Source organism: Butyrivibrio sp. VCB2001 (assembly GCF_000423965.1).
Taxonomy (GTDB): domain Bacteria; phylum Bacillota; class Clostridia; order Lachnospirales; family Lachnospiraceae; genus Butyrivibrio.
Genome location: NZ_AUIZ01000008.1, coordinates 60,648 through 77,607, shown reverse-complemented (window position 1 = coordinate 77,607; position 16,960 = coordinate 60,648). Strand labels below are relative to the sequence as shown.

The 16,960-nt window shown below is 35.1% G+C and carries 15 protein-coding genes; all 15 read right to left on the bottom strand.

The window, feature by feature from the left end:
- Window positions 1-11 precede the first annotated feature (11 nt).
- From G589_RS0109970 to G589_RS21140, 15 genes are read right to left on the bottom strand one after another with little or no spacing between them, the layout of a single operon-like run.
- Window positions 12-941, bottom strand: a complete 930-nt coding sequence (locus G589_RS0109970; protein WP_026522038.1) for an acyltransferase family protein — start codon at window positions 939-941, stop codon at window positions 12-14.
- Between the two features lie 9 nt (window positions 942-950).
- The gene (locus tag G589_RS0109965; RefSeq protein ID WP_026522037.1) at window positions 951-2,681 is read right to left on the bottom strand and encodes a glycoside hydrolase family 5 protein; all 1,731 of its coding nucleotides are present in this window, start codon (window positions 2,679-2,681) and stop codon (window positions 951-953) included.
- A gap of 16 nt (window positions 2,682-2,697) precedes the next feature.
- Entirely contained in the window at window positions 2,698-4,143 is a 1,446-nt protein-coding gene (locus tag G589_RS0109960) for a glycosyltransferase family 39 protein (protein WP_035775823.1), read from the bottom strand.
- 20 nt (window positions 4,144-4,163) lie between these two features.
- Entirely contained in the window at window positions 4,164-4,730 is a 567-nt protein-coding gene (locus tag G589_RS0109955) for a hypothetical protein (RefSeq protein WP_051192302.1), read from the bottom strand.
- A gap of 52 nt (window positions 4,731-4,782) precedes the next feature.
- The gene (locus G589_RS0109950; protein WP_026522034.1) at window positions 4,783-5,922 is read right to left on the bottom strand and encodes a polysaccharide pyruvyl transferase family protein; all 1,140 of its coding nucleotides are present in this window, start codon (window positions 5,920-5,922) and stop codon (window positions 4,783-4,785) included.
- Between the two features lie 13 nt (window positions 5,923-5,935).
- On the bottom strand, window positions 5,936-6,829 hold the full coding sequence (locus G589_RS0109945; protein WP_035775822.1) for a beta-1,6-N-acetylglucosaminyltransferase: 894 nt from the start codon (window positions 6,827-6,829) through the stop codon (window positions 5,936-5,938).
- Window positions 6,830-6,844: 15 nt separating this feature from the next.
- Window positions 6,845-8,317, bottom strand: a complete 1,473-nt coding sequence (gene murJ, locus G589_RS0109940) for a murein biosynthesis integral membrane protein MurJ (protein ID WP_035775821.1) — start codon at window positions 8,315-8,317, stop codon at window positions 6,845-6,847.
- Complete coding sequence (locus tag G589_RS0109935; RefSeq protein ID WP_026522031.1) at window positions 8,314-9,537, bottom strand: O-antigen ligase family protein; 1,224 nt, start codon at window positions 9,535-9,537, stop codon at window positions 8,314-8,316. Before G589_RS0109935 ends, murJ begins: the two co-directional genes overlap by 4 nt.
- Before the next feature lie 12 nt (window positions 9,538-9,549).
- Window positions 9,550-10,518, bottom strand: coding sequence for a glycosyltransferase family 2 protein (locus G589_RS0109930; RefSeq protein ID WP_026522030.1), 969 nt, complete (start codon window positions 10,516-10,518; stop codon window positions 9,550-9,552).
- A gap of 23 nt (window positions 10,519-10,541) precedes the next feature.
- Window positions 10,542-11,570 (bottom strand): glycosyltransferase, encoded by a 1,029-nt coding sequence (locus G589_RS19520; RefSeq protein ID WP_051192301.1) that lies wholly within the window; start codon window positions 11,568-11,570, stop codon window positions 10,542-10,544.
- A gap of 13 nt (window positions 11,571-11,583) precedes the next feature.
- The gene (locus G589_RS0109920; protein WP_155832525.1) at window positions 11,584-12,588 is read right to left on the bottom strand and encodes a glycosyltransferase family 4 protein; all 1,005 of its coding nucleotides are present in this window, start codon (window positions 12,586-12,588) and stop codon (window positions 11,584-11,586) included.
- Between the two features lie 32 nt (window positions 12,589-12,620).
- Window positions 12,621-14,042, bottom strand: a complete 1,422-nt coding sequence (locus G589_RS0109915) for an alkaline phosphatase family protein (RefSeq protein ID WP_026522028.1) — start codon at window positions 14,040-14,042, stop codon at window positions 12,621-12,623.
- A 2-nt stretch (window positions 14,043-14,044) separates the two neighbouring features.
- Window positions 14,045-14,719: a hypothetical protein gene (locus tag G589_RS0109910; protein WP_035775820.1), complete on the bottom strand. Its 675-nt coding sequence runs from the start codon at window positions 14,717-14,719 to the stop codon at window positions 14,045-14,047.
- Between the two features lie 31 nt (window positions 14,720-14,750).
- Entirely contained in the window at window positions 14,751-15,923 is a 1,173-nt protein-coding gene (locus G589_RS0109905; protein ID WP_026522026.1) for a radical SAM protein, read from the bottom strand.
- Complete coding sequence (locus G589_RS21140) at window positions 15,916-16,959, bottom strand: acyltransferase family protein (RefSeq protein ID WP_051192300.1); 1,044 nt, start codon at window positions 16,957-16,959, stop codon at window positions 15,916-15,918. Before G589_RS21140 ends, G589_RS0109905 begins: the two co-directional genes overlap by 8 nt.
- Window position 16,960 lies beyond the last annotated feature (1 nt).

Below are 16,960 nucleotides of genomic sequence, written 5' to 3'. Positions count from 1 at the left end.
GTAAATTCATTCTAAATAAATCGTTTAAATATCTTATTGCTTATCATGTTCACAACAAATCCCAGTATGAAAATCGCACATACACACAATAAGCAATTAACGACAACATTTATGTCTATATTAAGTATTCGATAATATAAAAGGAATACAATTCCCTGGCATATATAACACTCATATGTGATACTACTTATTTTCGATAATGCATTATTGGCACCAACCGAAATATAGCTTAATGCATATGTAGTAAATAATGCAAAAGCCAGGCAGGCAAATATGCCAATGGGATACTTTATGTAATAGTTTTCAAGGCTAATATAAGGCACCATCAAGGCTATAAATCCTACTAATGACAACATAGTCTTTAAAATATTAACCTTCAAATGCTCCTTATTAGCCAAATATATTCCCAAATTGAAACAAAATGTCGACAGGTAATAGCATGCACTAAATTTTAGTAAAAACATCACTAAAACAACTGCAATATTAAAAATAAGCATTCTTAATTGATTATTTTTCTTTTTAACCTCAAAAAAGAATAGAATATACAAATATATCTGAATGTAAACATACCAACTATAGTTGATAATAAATCTGCTACCACGAATATCCTTTAAATAGTTTTTAAGGCCAAAACCAGATAAGTCTCCTAAGCCATACTTTATCAGAAGAAATACAGGAAATACTAATATCAACGGTATAATAAGTCTTAAAACTCTTTTTTTGAAATATCCCTGCAGGTATTCTGATCCTTTTTTATTGTAAGACAACATAAGTCCATATCCGGACAATAAAAAGAAAATTCCACAAGCAAGAAATCCCTGTTTTAAAAAGAATGGAATTGAACTCTCATAATCTCCCAAATGTCTAATACATATGTATACCATAAGAAAGATTCTTAAATATGAGCATTTGTTTTTTTCAAAAATATCAATAGTTTTCATAAGAGTCCTTTAATAACTTACTAATTTATATTTACTATTAGGTTCTGTTGAATTCTTTATCAGTGAATCAACAAACCCCTTATTTTTCGACGCAACACTAATTGTAAGGGATGCAGAATCAATGCCACATTTATAAAACACATCCACTCTTTCATTAAGTTTGCACTCCTCTAAATATGGCAACGTCAATTTCTCAAGACTGCTACACCAGGAAAACATCAGGTTAATATTAGTCGTATTACGCATGTTTATCCTTGTCAGATCTATCTGTTTAAGCGATCTACACATTTCAAATGCTTCTGACCAGTTAACCACATTCGCAAACATATTCTGCCCCCATTTAATGGTTTCCAACGATAGACAATTATAAAACATTTTTTTTGCGCTAACCGTACAGGATGTATCTAAACCAGTAAAATCTATAGTTTTGACATTTTCAAATCCCTCAAAAAAGCTTTCCATGGAAGTAGGGGCAATAAGTGTTCCGGAAGAAGGGATAATGTATAATGTGTTCCCATTCGCACCAGAACATATATAAGCGGTAACCATACCTGTTCCGCTAACCAGTGAACAGTCCCAGCTCTTTATAACTTTGGAAGAAGCAAAGCCATTCTTGTTAAAAACGACACTCGTTACGCTCTTCTTAATATCATCATTCCAAAAGGCATATCCACTCTTTACCTCCATCAATTCATGCGAGCCTGAACTGTTCTTGTAATCCCCCAACAAATAATGCTTAACTAAATAACCGCTCTCGGACAAAATCGAATCGTTCAAATCAGAATTCCACTGTCCCATCTTGGCAACACTGCTATTATAGGGCGTATTATTCCAATATACGTCTGAAAGATTAAAGTTAATCCATCCAATATTCCTTGAATCCAGGAAGCGTAGCCATGTAATTGACTTATCTTTAAAGAAGCCATCCTGGCCATTCGATAAAGTAGCTCCCCACTCAGTAATCAAAACAGGATAGTTATTATTAAGCAGAGTATCTATCGAGTCCAGTGTAGAACTATGTAAGCTGCTACCCACGTACATATGATACGAATAAACAATATTCTTATAATTTAGTGGATTATTTAATACCGATATCATAGAATCATCAGATTGAAGAATATGATAAGCCGTAGGAACAGCAATAACAGCATCAGGGCTATTTGCTCTGATCACTTTTATTATCGAATCTGCATAACTACGGATAGCCGTCCAGGGTGAATGAAACGGCTCATTACATACTTCATAGATAACATTATTACACCCTTTATATCTCTTACTCATGCTATCAAAAAAGGATTTGGCTTGTTCTGAGTAGTTCTGATAATCCTCATTTCCCATCCAGGTGATCAGCACATATAGATCGTTTGCTATACACATATCTATGTATCCGTACAGCAACTGAGCACACTTAGGATCTTCAACATACTGTTCAGGTTTTAATGTAACTCTGAATACATTTGCTCCCCAGGATTTTATAGTCTTAAAAGTTTTATCAGTATACCAATTAGGCCAATCTGATGATATTCGTGTAGATGTAGCACAACTAAAGCCTTTAAGAATGACTTGTTTATTGCTTTCATCAACTAATTTACTGCCACTGACTTTAAGTTTGGGCAAAGAAGACTGTTTACTCTGAGTAGTTGCAGCTTGCACACTAAATGAAGGCATTATTATCTGTAATAATAATGTCAGCGCCCAAAAACAGCCAATTAACGTATGTCTTAACCCTTTTCTGTCCATAGCACCTCTTTAAATCTTACTTCGCACGTACAGAATACATATCAAAGCTGTACCAGCTCACCTTACCTTCACCTACTTTTTCCAACTCAAACCCTTCCTGTTCAAAGGAAGCTTTTGTCTCTTCTTTATAATTTAATAATACTATATTCTTTGCACCATCAGTAATCTCATGAATGTCATCAGTTCTTCCAAGATTACAATCACTATATACCAATTGTGTTATTTCTGAAAGTGATTCACCATATACGATGCTGTAATTTTGTGGATAGAAATACGATACAATTCTCTGAACATGCATATTGTCACTGGCAATTACAGTTTCATCGTTAATTATATCGCCTACATCTGCAATGCTCTTCTCAAATACGTATTTGCTGTTCATCTCATCTTTTACATAATTGGCTGTGACAAGAAAACAGCTTACTAATACCAGTAAAACCATACCATTTTTCTTTAGTTTGTCTGTATTTATCAGAGAGAGTCCAAGCGATACACCAAGCCACATACATGCAGCTGATCCCATTACATATCTTGATACAAATATTGGTCGAAGTATTACTGAAAGAGCAACTCCAAATATTATCGTACCTATCCATACCACAATACCGCAAATGGCAACTTTCCTTATTTTCTCTTTGCTAAATGCAATGCCAACAAGGCTGATTGCAAATATCAAAAGGGTCAATACATCAATGACCTTATTTGCTGAAAACAGGAACATAAAGTTCTTGATAACACTGATAATTGTAGGAGGATCTATCCAATAGTCATCCACTACTACCGCTGTCTGCTGTAAGAAAATAAACAGCCAGGGGATATACATTACAAAACTGCCAATCCCGGATAGAATCAGATTGAGTATTTCTTTATACTTCTTTGATATAAGAAAAATGCAGAAAATTTCAATATATATGACTATAGCGGATGCACAGGCAAAATAATGAGTATATGCTGCCATAGTCGAAAAGATGGTCAACAACACATAATTTGTTTTTGATTTTTGGTCACTTATGATGCCTGGTAGTTGTAAAAATGCACATGTTACAAACAGCATTCCCCATGAGTACATTCGAATCTCAGTGGAATAAATAAGCATTTTGGGCATTCCGACAACGAAAAGATTGAAAAAGAAAGCAACACTTTCACCATAATGCTTGTTAATATATGTGTATCCTATTACAAGAAGGATAATATATGGAACGATTGAAACAAGCTTTCCGACATATATTAAATCCATGAAATTACCTAGCAATACAATCCCTAATCTAAGAGCTATGTAATAAAGCGGTGGATGAACATCAAGTGAAGCTATTGAAAGCATCTCAAAAAATGGATGTTTGCATAGCTCTATACTATATACTTCATCCCCCCATACATCATTACTAAAAGCTGAAAATATTGACGCTAAAACTAGTATTGGCGGAATTATATAGTATATCACTTTCCTTAATTTCTTTTCCATGACTATTTTCTCTTTATCTATCATTGTTTGAGTTCTGATGCCGGAGTTCCAAGCAAAACCAGATTATCGCCACTAAAACTTTTTGTTACCAATGAATTTGCTCCCACAATTACTCCGTTTCCTAAATTCACTCTGCCAATTACTGAAGCTCCAAACCCTAAGTCAAAATCATCACCTATAATTGGAAATTCGTCTACTCTTCCTGCACCTTTATTACCAATACAATTATTACCGTGCAATCTGCAATTCTTTCCTATTTTACAACAACCATTAATGGTGATGCTGCCATAATGATCTATAAGCAATCCTCTATCAAAAACGTATTCAGGAATATATATACCTAATCTTGCCCCTCTTACATTTTTAATTCTACCTACGACACAATACAACAAGAGGAACACTGGATTCTTTCTTTTACTATAAACATATTCTGTTATTCTTAACATTTTTTGATATCGCCAAATCTGTTGATATGACTCAGCAACTAAATGATCGATTAAAAACAAACCATTATATGGCTTAGATGGATAGTATCTCTTTTTTTCATATTTCAACCAATCAATTAGTTCTGATATACTACTTATCATTCTATTTATTGTTCCTTCCTACTTCGTATCATATCTCTCGTGCTCTTAAGATTTATGCCCTCTCACCTAAAACTTTATCAAGATAAGCAAAGGCATTTTCTTTCAATTCACTGATTGCTTTTCTGCTAACACCATTTTCATAATCTATTTTCTTAAGATAATCCATGTTAGGAAGTTCATCGATTACCTGGTATCTTTCAGACAGTCCTAATTGTTTAAGGATGGCTACTGCCCTGTCATCTTTATCTTCGTTTTCTACAGGTCGCTTGTATGACCAGAACTGTTTCTCAAACAATACAGAAAAAATAGTTCCATGGAAAGACTGCGTAAGAACAAGATCTGCATTTTTCATCAACGCTAAAAATGCTAGCGGTCCTGTCATAGGGAACTTCTTTATTCCATATTTGTCAAGCTTATAGTACGCCCAAGATTTTCCATCCAAAACATAGACAGGCATATTCATCTGTTCAGAAATCTTTTGGATTGCCAGATTAGTTTCTTCCCTGTTATGAAAGAATGCATAATTAAATATATAGTGTTCTTCTGTTTGGGGTAAATCAAAACCTGATACCCATTCTTCCTTTGTTAGCAGTAATGTTGGATCTGCTACTATTTCAACCTCACGTCCTGTGAGCTTTTCCAGCCATTTTTTACCATTTGGCTCTCTCACGGAGAGATAATCAAAATCTAATAAATAACGTTTATATTCTTCCGGATCTTTAGCGCTTTCAGAAATATCATTAGCGCCTAAGCTGGGAGAATATGCCACCTTTTTAATATCTTTAGCAAAGCCTAAAAAATAGGCTTTATCTGCATCAGGGCAGCGGACATTCCAGATCTGGTCTCCGCCGGCAATCAATAAATCATACTTTTTCTCAATTCCCTCTAACTGTTTTGCAGTTCTATAGTCCCCGGCAGATAAATGCAAATATTGTTTTTTGAATGTAAGATAATCTCTTCTATATGGAATTATCGTACCTAGATTTGTAACAGATTTAATATTGTTTCTTATAGCGCTCTTTTTGGGTCTCAAATCTATGACGTTGTACATATTACGAGAACCACTGTTGGCAAAATTGATGATTTCTACATCAGCTCCGTATTTCTTTTCCAGTACAGTCTGAAGTGCATATGCCTGAAGCATAGATCCACAGTTAAGTGACGCATGAAATGTTATTATTCCGATTTTCATAGTATATCCTTTCTTAATACTCGGTAGTATGCGATGTTTTACATAAAAACTCTTTGACCTCATCACAAATTATCCGTTCATCAAATTTCCTGGCAAACATATACTGACTTTTGGTCAATTCAAAGAAATCATCTTTATCAAAAACATATGGATTTCCTCTTTCCCAGTCAGTGTATCGCATATTCTGATACTTAATGTCTTTATCATAAAAGCCATACCAATTATCTTTAAATGGAGACTTTTTTAGCAATGTATGCAGAAAGACTTCATCGGCACAAATTGTGTTTTTAAAGTGTTTCTTTACAAAATCCAGATTATCTATAACATACTGCGCAAAACCTTCGGTTATGCTAAACCAGTTAGCTCCCTTGCCAAGATAATCATAAAATCCCGCAGATCTGTTTATTCCGATTCTCTTTTCTAGTCCAACGATTTTTTCACGAAATTTTCTTGTTCTGCAATCTCTGCTTTTTCCAACTTTATTCTGTAAAAAATAATGATATCTGGTCCTTCGGGATGCTTCTGATTTATCATCAAAATCCACATACTCAAGGAATTCATAACTTTCTTCGTCAAAAAATGCATGTATATCATCCTGGCTCTTTACCGGCATATCAATACCGGAAAGAAGGTGATAATATTTATATGGTCCATTCTTTGTCGCTGCCTCAAGCAGAACCAGCTCTGACCTTATTTGCGAATAATCTCCCCAAATAACATTAGTCCGCTCTACAAAGTACAATTTAGACAGTTTCGCAATCTTTTCAAATGCATTTCTGTCAAAATCTGTGGCCTTGATATCTATATGTAAATAAATATCATTGCGGACATCGTCTAAGACTGATATCAAAAACTTTAATTGTTCCCAGCTATTATGGGCAATGATCAAATATGCATGTCTATTCATAAAATACACCTGACATTATCGTTTAATAACACTCTTAATCACTACACTCTTTGTAACCAGTAAAACCAAAAGGAACACAATTACCGATATTGCTCCATATAGGAACAGTCCAATAATATATGAGTCAATACCAGTAGCTTTCTTAATTGCAAAGACAGCTATTGCTCCTAATATCAAAGCAACTTCATTCTTAAGCAATTCAGTGCATACAAACTTTTTGTTAAACTTAAACTCAAAGCTCTTTCTATACCTTAACAAAATACTGATAAGTGAAAATAATCCTGCTATCACAGTACCAAGAACAATTCCATATACTCCCATAGGGATAACCAATATGATACTTACTACAATGTTTACAACACTGGCCATAAAACTGTTCTTGAAGGTATTCTTTGTATCGCCATGTCCATAGAAGAATCTATAGATCAGATCACGTATGATGTTATTCTGCTGTCCAAAGATATATATGCACATACAGATAAATACAGCATCAGCTGCCTGCGGTGTAAATTTGCCATGCTCATACAAGAGGCCAATAAACTCTCTTCCTGCGGCAAAAAAGCCGACGATAAGAAGGCAGATTACCCCATGAAAATACACAATGTATTTCCATAGAATGTCCTGTTCCTCATTCTCAGGAGCTTTTACTATCTTGGGATAAGCATATACACATAGATTATTTATCAGCATATTATTTACCATCCCTACAATGGTATTCGAATATGTAAGGATAGTAAGCTGCCCAACGCCGATATTTGATGTCAGCAGTGAATCAATAAGAGATTGAACTTTGTATAGACCACTACTGAATACAGTAGGAATAAAAACTTTGAATAATTTCTGAAACTCCTGATTCTTTATTCCTAACTGAAGCCTAAATCTGAACCCACACTTAACAGCAATCAGAATATCAAATACAAACTGAATGACTGCTCCCAAAAGAAGTATCCATATATATGTTTTGAGGGTAAATGATTTAAGTGCAACGAGAATCGCTACAACAACTATATTAGAAATCAAAAGAATTATCTTAGGTACATTATACTTATTCTCGCACTGAAAATATGCGGTAGTTACTCCTAAAAATGCCGGTAGCATCTGTATAAATATCGTCAGTAAAAAGAACTCATTTACAAAGCCGTAAAACTGTTCTTCTCTGTGAGTCAGCAGATGTACCAGAGGCATTCTGAATATATACATTATCGTCATCAGCAGCATAACTGTCGAGAATATCGATGTTATAAATGTATCAACTGCTTTACTGTCGGTTTTTTTGATGTATGCGGGAATTACTACTGTGGTTATCCCCGTGGCAACAAACGTCAACAGAAAAGTTGCAAGATTATTAGAGAAATTGTACGCGTCAAGCTCAGTTCCTGCTCCAAAATTGGCAGCTGTTATCGTAGATTTATAAATAGCCAAGAACTGAGTGATGAATGTAATGATCATCATCAGACTTAGCTGTCTTTTTCCATTTAACTTTTTCATATATCCGATGTCCTAAACTTCTTTAAAGCATAGCTTAATCCTATAAAGGTTACAATATAGTATCCTTCAAAGGATGTCGTGAATAATACATTTTCAGTCAAACTGTATAATAAGAATAAGCCTTGCGAAAACATTAGTATCTTAACAAGTTCATCATGTGTCTTAATGTATAAATAAATCAGTGTTATAAGACCGGAGGCGTACGTAAGCATCCACAAACATCCACCGACAATCCCATTTTCAGCGAAATTTTGAAGGTAAACGTTGTGACCTTCCATATTATTTGGAGAATCAAGATGAAATGTTCCTCTTCCCCAACCGAATACAGGTCTTGCATGGAACATTTCTTTTGCATAATCCCATAACATGGTTCTGCTGTTCATCGTAGATAAGTCTTCAGTGGAACTACTAAATCTATCTATCATAAGCTGAACTGCAGGTACATATTGGTACACAAAGTAAGCCCCTGCCATGGCAACAATAATAAGCACAAAAACAGTTATTGTTTTCTTTGAATAATTAACAAGAAGAAACTGTGATGCGATCAATATTATTGCAAAGACTATTATTGTTCTCTTCGCAGTCAGTGCAATGCAAAGCATAAACAAAGCTGTGCCAATTATTGTCTTGATGCTAATGCTTTCACCTTTTTTTACATGTTTGACCAAAAACATTGAAAGGCCTATTATAAGCCAGAATGCAGCAGCAGCCTTCTCTCCAACCACCCCAACATAATAACCTCTCGATGCAATAATCACTATAGATGCATAGATATTATTTGAATATAATGGCTTAAGCACCAACAAGCTTAAATGTTTTGTTGCAAGTTCTAACAGCACTGTAACCATTTCAAAAATAGTAAAGTAATATACTCCATTTATCAGCAATCTGAAAAAACTTTCTCCCATATCCAGTAATAAAACCAGGACAAAAAGCCAGATTATCAGATAATAAACATATATTAGTGTCGACTCATAGTTAATAACAAAATAATCAAAAATCAGGTATGCTGAGAGTAAAATCACAAATGGATTCTTGTAACCAAAGTTAATAACTTTTTCTTCTTTACACAAGAATAGACCAATTGCTGCCAGAAATCCCAATATGAATAAGTATTTATTGGAATTCTGAATAATTGTAAAACCCTCACACATTAATATAAGCATTATTACCAGCAAGGATGTCCTAAGTATTTTCTCAATCTTGAATACACCGTTCATAATCGCTTCTCTCTATTTAAGTATCCCTTTTATCCCTTTCTTAGCTGAAAGATACAGGAATAAAGCATTTATACAATGATGAACCAAACAAAAACGAATAAACTTATTTTTTGCTCGATCAGGAGCCCAGTTCAATAATCTGACAAATTTCTCTTCTCCATATAGAAATCTCAAAGCCTCCTTATAATCATTTCTATTAAGTGGCTTAAGAATTCCCTCTATCCTGTCATAGAACTTGTTCTTAACAATATTCTGAGAAAGCCCTACATTATCAGTTAATTCCATCATTACTAACATATCTGCAGAAATTGCTCTCAGTTTCAAGTCCAGATGTGACGTCAACGAAGACTCCATATTTGTGTCGTAATAGTAAAGCGATTCCTGAACAGAAGTCACTTTACCAATATCGGCAATATATTTGCAGACAAATTCAAGGTCTTCTCCCATCTGCGTTTGAGTATTGAACAGATATTGAATTTTGTCTCTTCTATATAGTTTATTCCATGGGATATTTAACCCTGATGCTCCGGCTATTTTTTTTAAAAGGTGATTGCAGTAGTCTTTTTTTGATCCGCATGCCTCAGGAATATACATAACGTGCTCTTCTGTGCCTTTCATCTCTGAAAAGCCACAAAGCACAAGATCTGCATCTTCAGCCTCAGCAGCACCTACCATCTTTTCCAAAAATGTCTCTTTATACTCGTCATCTGAATCGATAAATGCAATATATTTACCAGTAGCATTTTGGATTCCATTATTTCTGGCAGCAGAAACGCCCTGGTTATTCTGCGTTATAACTCTGGCGTTTTCATGTCCGGTAATAAGATTTTTACACTTTTCTTCTGTATTATCAGAAGAACCATCATTTATGATGATCAGTTCAAAATCCTTATAGGTCTGGTTAAGGACACTCTTTATTGACTTTTCACATGTGACCTGGGCATTGTATGCCGGCATGATCACTGAAACCATGTGCTCCATATCTGTAATTTCTTTCTAAAAGCTTAAAGCTTATTCCTGATAACCCACAAAACATCTATCCACTTATATTTCATTGCCCAAAAGACGAGTCTGTACTTCATTGGCAATTTATTACCATCATAAGTTTTAAAGATTTTTTCCAGTTCCTGTGTGCCAAGAATTTTCTTAACATTCTCTTTAGCTTTTGCTTTATCGGTATTACCAATAAGTTCTCTTTTTATGCTGTTTCTGGCGCGAGTCATGAGAAATCTCTTCATTCTTTCTTCACAGGGCTCATATACGCCATATTCAGTGAGCCTTTTTTCAAGTCCTCTGTACAGATCCAGTTCTTTATTGAATCGATCCGCTTTATAAGACTGGGTTAAAGAACTGTCATTAACAATATAATGATAGAACTTCCTATTGATTACATATGCCCGGTCAGCTCTCATCATAAAATCAAGGTTGAACGGGATATCCTCAGATATCATCTCTCGTTCGGATACAAATCGGATATTTTCGGCATCAATAATATCTTTTCTATAAAGATTTCTCCAAACACTGCAGGAAACATATTTATCTGCCGTATCAGTGGGTGCCATTCCAAATTGAGGGAACAATAAATCCTGTCTTAATTCTTCCTTGTCATATACCCCCTCTCTCATTGGAGGCACATAGGATTCATTTAATATCCTGCCATCAAGAGATTCTCTGTAATTATCAACCCTTACAAAATCTGCATCATTAGAAATAGCTGCATTGTACATACACTCTATTGTATCCAGATCGATATAATCATCTGAATCCAAAAAGAAAACGTAGTCTCCGGTGGCTACATCCAGTCCTGAATTACGGGCAAGTCCAAGACCTCCGTTTTTCTTGTGTATAACTTTAATCCTGCTATCTGCCTCTTTAAAGCTCTCACACATATCAGGACAATTATCCGGAGACTCGTCGTCAACTAGTATGATCTCTAAATCCTTAAAAGACTGGTTTATTACAGAATTAACACTTCTTTCAAGGTATTTTTCTACGTTGTATATAGGGATGATAATACTAACTTTTGGCTTCATTTTTCTCTCTTTATCAGTCCAACTCTTCAAGTCTCTTGACCGCATTCGACCAGTCATATTCAAGAACAATATCTCGATTGTTATTGTCTAAATGATACATCTTATCAAGTGCTTTGTTTAAAGAATCGCTTCCTAAATCCTTAAGGAAACAGAATCCGTCAGCATTGCGGAATTCTTTTAATTCTCCATATTCAGTGCACACAACAGGTACATTGCATGCTGCTGCTTCTAGCACTGACAGAGGAACATCTATGCAATTCCTTGCTTCTTCAACAGGGAACAGATATACATCAGCCATCTTGTAAATTTCTTCGACATTCGGGATGTAAGTATCTATAACTTTGATATTCTCAGATTTTTTTAATTGTGCTTCCAGGTCAGGATCTTTTTGGGTAACTGAGCTGACCAGAACAAGCACCTTGTAATCACTGGAAATATTCAGCAGTTTATCGACATTTCTTCCCCTTTTTAAGTGTCCTACATGAAGAACTATTCTATCACTTTCTGCATATCCATATTTGATTCTTATAGCATTCTTTTCTTCCAGAGAACAGGGTGTAAACTTTGTTGTATCAATTCCTGTTTTCAGATATATGACACGATCATTAAAAAGGTCATTATAATAGTCATAAGATTCTCTGGATAATGCGATAATCTTAGCACCTGACAAAGACAAAATTGCCTTCTTAACAAAATCCATTGGGTGACGCAATACAAACAAGCTATATACCTTTTTCTTACTCTTCTTTGATAGGAAGAAAGTTCTGAGAACTCCTCCCATACTGTTTGAAGAAAAAGGTATATAGATTATTGGCCCACTCTTATCAGAAATAGACCTGTACAATTCCTTATTGGTAAAAGATCTGTTGACATTAACCCTCTCATCTGCAAAATCATCTTCTGAATAAGATATTAAATATGCAGAATTTCTGTCCTTCAATCTCTTAGCCAGACTACTAGCTACTTTAATTCCACCCTCATCTTTTTTGTTAATCAAACAATCAGATATTATAACCACTTTATTTTCTCTCTTTACTCTTTCCCCAGTTATTACTTAGATTCACCCAAATCAAACAACCCCATTATATAATTATGCATATTAAGAACAGATTTTACTTCGCAGACATCTGTTCGCGTTCCCCAAATGATTCCTTCAAATTTATGTCCACCAGAAATGATCTCGTGCATAGCATTGATTCCAAAGAGCTTGTGGCCAAACAAGCCTCTGTCAACGCCATAGTCAGGATCCATTCTGTAAACAATCTCCGGGAAATTATTAACCTTTGCGCCGGAATAGATATCCTCTCTTCTCTTTACCCACATCATGATCTGCTTATCATGATCTTTAACCTTCATCAGATCATCAATGATCTTTTGACGCATTGCTTCGTACTCTTCAACAGAAGAAAACTTGTCTTTGTTTACGCAAATACCACCAAATGGATTGCAACCGTCAAATTTTGGAGCATATACCTTGCTATCATTAGATTTGAATACATAATCTGCATTCTTAACCTTATGAGCAAACTTAAATTTCTTAAAGAATCTTGTTCCAGGCTCAACGATTTTGTGTCTAGCCAGGAATCTTAATGTCATATTCTTGGAATACTCAATGGCACGCTTCTTAAGTTTTTTATCCTTTATGATGCCTTCGTTAATCAACCACTGATTAACATAGAATGTCTTCTGTACGCGTCTGCCATGTCCATGGTCACTAATGACAACAATATTGTATTCATCCTGATACTTATCAAAGATTTCCTTAACTCTTCTCTCCATCAACTGATACATTTTCAGGATAGAACCTTCCATTCTATTTCCTTTTTTATACCAGTTATCTGTAGGATCGTTATACTTCCATAAGAAATGCTGCATTCTGTCTGAAGTCAAGATGCCAAGGAAAGCAAAATCATAATTGCCTTTTGAGAAGTAATCCATAAAGGAATCAAACTGTTTTTCTGTCAGTTTCATATTGTTTTCAAAAAAGGCCGGCATTGTTTTATCGTTAGGATTGTCTACAAGTCCTCCTAAAGGTGGAAGCTTGGAAATATCGACTTCCTCAGGCTTGTTAGTGCTTATCTCGCCTCCTTCAAAAACCGGTCCCGAAATCATAAGACCATTCACATCCCAGGCAGGATATGCGATAAACGGATTAAATACTAATACTTTCTTTCCTTTCTCGCTAAGCTTATCCCAGAAAGCTTTACCCTTTATTACAGAATAATCACCCTTGATCTTTTTCTTGAAACTCAGGTAGTCGATTGACTCAATTACACCATGCTCTGCAGGATTTAAGCCTGTGTAAATTGTAGTCCAGGAAGGGATTGAATCAGCCGGAACAACTGACTCCAACGCTGCTAGTTTTTTCTGATCATTGAGCTGGCTAAGAAAAGGCAGTGAAGCGAGATTCTTCATAACAAAAGAATAATCATAGCCATCCAAAATAATCATAATAGTTTTCTGTTTACTCATTGTTAGTCACCTATTATCCTTTGCTTGATTTTTTTGTTAACCTCTGCCAAAGGTTCATTCCCGTCGATGATATCCCAATTGTCTGCCTTTGAAATATATTCATATATTTCATACCTCTTCTCAAGGTATTCCATATTGGGAATATCATCCTTTCTCTCATAACATGTACGAGGATTAACGCGAATGTAAACAATTTTGTTCATTTTAGGAAATAGCCATTCTTTTCTTTTAATCTCCCTATGTATTCTATTCGGACTATATCCGAAATTGATACCCTGATCCACAAATAAATCCAGATAATATCTGTCAAAAATGATATTTCTCTTCTTGAGCAGCATCTTCAGTGTTTTTGCATAGAATTGAAAAAAGTAATCAAGAGTTGCCAGACCAAGCCACATTTTTCTGACAAATGGGCTTTTGAATATTCTTTTCTTTATTCCTGCCTTTGCTTCATACTCCTGCTTAATAGCAACTCTTTCAGTTTTTTCAGCGGTTTTATTGCCACCGTTTGATGATTTCTTATTAACAATTTTATAAAGAGGCTTTAGAAGAGTCGGCTTCCACCTAACCCACATAAAGTCATAATCCTTATAATCACTATCTTTCTTCATCAAAGAAATATTAGCAGATTTTCCTGAACCATCTAAACCGATTAAAGCAACTCTATTACTACTCAATTACTATTCACCATCCAATCTATTAACGGTATTACTTATTCATCTGTGCAGCGATATCTGCATCAACGATTTCTTCACCGGTCTTATCCTTGAGCTGCTCCATAGATGCAGCTGAAAGGCCATTATTTACAGTAGCACACATATCGCAGGTACTGCACTTATCAAGCTCTTCCTTCGTAACCTTGCCATCGCGAAGGTCGCGAACAATCTTGTTCTCATACATGCTGTATTTCTTCTTGGTCCAGAACTTAGCCTTGTGACGGATTACCCACCAAAGTGGAACCCAGATGTACTTATGCATAGCAGGAGAAACTGAACCTATCATCCAACAGTCTCTATCGCAGCAACGTACCTTTTTACGTACTGCTTCAGCTTCCGGTGAATTCCACAGTTCATCCCAGCTCTGTTCATTGAGGTTACCCATAACCTCCTTATCCTTGGTTCCGTTACATGGCATTACATCGCCGTAAGGATCGATAAAGAATGTGTCAAAAGACATATCACATGGAAGAAGTCTCTTCTGACCATAAATGTAATTGATAAGGCCATGGTTGAAATAAGCTCTGAACCACTTTTTAGGGCTCTTGCTGGCAAGAAGTTCATTGACAAGGTTCTCAAAGTTCTTGGCGACCATAGGACGATCTTTAATAATGTTCTTAGCCTCAACAAAATAGAAACTGTTATGAAGAGAGGCTGTAGCAAACTCCATTCCCATCTCATCTGAGAGTTTGTAAAGTGGAACCAGGTCAGGTGCATTCTTATCCTGAACTGTCATGCCAAATCCAACGTCCTTCATTCCCATCTCACGAAGAGTTTTAAGGGTTTGGTAACCTCTCTGATAACCATTTTCAAGTCCTCTGATCTCATTATTGGTATTCTCAAGACCTTCGATTGAAATACGAATACCAATCTGTGGAAACTCCTTACAAAGGTCAACGATTCGATCTGTAAAGAATCCATTTGTTGATATTACAATTCTGTCTGATTTTTTATAAAGCTCTCTTACGATGTCCTTGATATCAGTTCTAATGAAAGGCTCACCACCTGTAATGTTTGTAAAATACATCTGAGGAAGCTTTTTGATTGTTTCAATTGAAATCTCCTCCTCGGGTTTACTTGGTGCTTTGTATCTGTTGCACATAGAGCATCGTGCATTACATCTGTATGTTACTATTACGGTTCCATTTAGCTTTTTCTCAGCCATTTTTTATCTCCTTTAAAAACATAATATTTATCCATTTATTTGCAATAGCCCTGACAACTGTTGCAATGATAACAGAAACAATTAGGGCCATTGCAATAAACAAGCCAGACTCAATATGTGAGAAACACATCTCAACTATTTTTATCGCAATACCATGACACAAGAATATTTCGTAAGATATTTTTCCAATAAAATTTATTGTCCTGTTTCCTATGATAATTCTCGATGTTAGCACTAAAATAAAGACAAGTATCGCAAGCCCCAAGAGAATCTTTAATATATAATTCCCTATAAAATATATGGTTTTATACCTAAGGTACAAAACTCCCAATAAAGCAGCTAGCATGCAGAAAACGACAACTTTTGCATGCCATTTTCTTATAGCAAATTCTTTAAATCTTTCATTGTTGTTTGCTAACCATATTCCCCAAATAAAACCATAAATCTCAGTTACCCATGTTGTAAAACTGATAATATTTCCACATAAAAACATCACGATGCTGACTAATATGATTACTGCTGAAATGACTATATCTTTATAACGTTCTGACAGCTTTATAGTGTTTACTGCCCAAAATGTAAAGTAACAAAAGATCAGCCATAAAACCCAACCACCTACCGAATAAAATAAATACGGTTCTATAGATTCTTTATTCAATAAAAATAAAAACAAATAGATTAATATGGCTATAAAATACGGAATAACCAGCTTAGGTATTCTCCTTTTCCAAAAGCTGCCAATTGATTCCGGGTGTCTCATCAGTCCTAGCTTTAATCCATAACCCGATGTCATAAAAAAAAATGTAACACCTATATAAGCAAAACTGCCTATCATATCCTGTATTTGATTCTGATATGCTATAGGTATATGCACCAGTACGATGATCAAGCACCAAAGGCCTCTCATTGCAGTAGTGTCTGCAACTCCGAAAAAATCGTCATTAGATTTTTCCAATTTTACTTTATTTAAAACCAAAAAAAGCAAAAACAACACAATAGCAGCCATACAAATAAATGAAATCATCTTAAATTCCATA